2 protein-coding genes are annotated in these 1,673 nt (G+C 46.2%); both read right to left on the bottom strand.

Annotated features, from left to right (window positions below; translation table 11 throughout):
- Positions 1 to 71: 71 nt before the first annotated feature.
- A complete protein-coding gene (locus F6K53_RS40580) occupies positions 72 to 839 on the bottom strand; it encodes a PAS domain-containing protein (RefSeq protein ID WP_293085844.1) in 768 nt (255 codons plus the stop codon).
- The gene (locus F6K53_RS40575; protein ID WP_075898460.1) at positions 840 to 1,625 is read right to left on the bottom strand and encodes an MBL fold metallo-hydrolase; all 786 of its coding nucleotides are present in this window, start codon (positions 1,623 to 1,625) and stop codon (positions 840 to 842) included.
- Between the last annotated feature and the right edge of the window lie 48 nt (positions 1,626 to 1,673).

Here is a 1,673-nt window from a genome sequence, read left to right as displayed (position 1 = left end):
TGCCATCAAAATATCTTAACACAAACCAGGTGAATGATAACTGTTAATTTACATAAACCCTGTCCCGGCTATCATCCCGACACCAAATCTTTGATTATGGTGCGGGGCTTCTCGCCGGGGTAGCTAAAAAAATTTCGCTTTTGCTGAACTCGTTCTCGGTCTTCTGGGTGGATTACCTCTAGCCAAAGATTTGAGTTACCTAAAAAATCGGATATACTATAACCATAAAGACTATCAACAGCGGAGTTGAGGTAAAGCAGTCTGGAGGTTTGGGGGCGCACGGACCAAACCACATCCTCAAGGGAACTCAAAATACTTTCAAGTCGATTTTGGCTTAACTGTAATGCCAATTCGTTTTTTCCGAGGGCTTCTTGAGCCAGAATGCGTCCGCGAATCTCCTTGGAGAGTCTAGAATTGGTGGTTAAGAGTTCAGCGGTGCGTTGTTCAATCCGTCGTTCTAGCTCAAGGCTGGCTTGTCGCAACTTTTGGATCAGCTTCTGATTCTGGTCTTTTATCCAGCCGAGCCGCACAGCCAGTAAGACCACAACTAGAATCCCCAAACTCACCTCTACTGAACCCCCGGTTAAACTCGGTGAACCAACGTGAACAGCAGAGGCATAGATCAGGTAAATTGCCCATACTGTGGCACTGGTAACTCCAGCAAGTAATCCGTCGATACTGGCAGTTAGGGCAACAGCAAAGAAAAGAAGTATAAAGGGAGTTGGAACAACAAACCCAAACTGCCGTAGGGTTTCAATCCAGAAAATCATGCCTAAAACCGCCACTCCACCAATCCAGAAAGGCGGTTGCAGTCTGGGTAAGGGGCTAGGCAAGCGCATTTAAAAGTTGTAGTTGTAACTCATTAGTTGAATCACTGACCCATCTTGGGATAAATCCCCTGAGCTAATCGTAATGGTATCGTTTTTGGCACGGCGTATGGGTGTGTCCTTCATCAATGTTAAGAACTCCTCCACTGGCAAAATATCACACTGTTCGGCATCAGCGGCCTTGGTTCGGAAATGAGTAGGAATCATGATCTTTGCCTTAAGGACATCAAATGCCTGTTTAGCTTCTTGAGGGGTGTAGGCTTTTGGTCCCCCTCCCACTGGAATCAACGCTAAATCAGGACGCCCGATCAGAATTTTCTGCTCAATATCTAGAGGGGCTGCTGCTCCTCCCAGGTGTAGGATATTGATACCATTTTGAGTCCATTTCCAAACCACGTTATTACCAAACCGACGTCCACCGACTCGGTCGTGAGGAATACTAATTCCCTCGAATTTTAGCCCATTTACTTGAAAAATACCCGGTTCAAATAGGAGCCGGGGACTCCCCGGTATTCCTTCCGCTGCTCCTTCATCTAGTAGTAGGCTACTGATTAGGACTAAATCTGCCTCTACTTTTGGTGAGTTGTATCTAGCCGTACACCCAATGGTTTGGAATGGGTTGACTAAAACTCGCACACCACCCCCAGTAAATAAAAAGCAGGTATGACCAAGCCACTTTACTGTCAATACATTGCGTGATGGCTGTGCTTGGTAAGAACTGAGTCCAGAAGCTAAGCCGGTTGAAAGAGTTGTGAGTACACCCGCACTCACATAGCGCATCAACTGTCGCCGTTTCATGGTTTCTTGGAAACAAGTTTATTTTCAGGGAGATATAGAGAGAGTAGC

The organism is Moorena sp. SIO4A1 (assembly GCF_010672065.1).
Taxonomy (GTDB): domain Bacteria; phylum Cyanobacteriota; class Cyanobacteriia; order Cyanobacteriales; family Coleofasciculaceae; genus Moorena.
The sequence above is the reverse complement of the archived record's forward strand: the minus strand, read 5'-3'. Positions and strand labels throughout refer to the sequence as shown.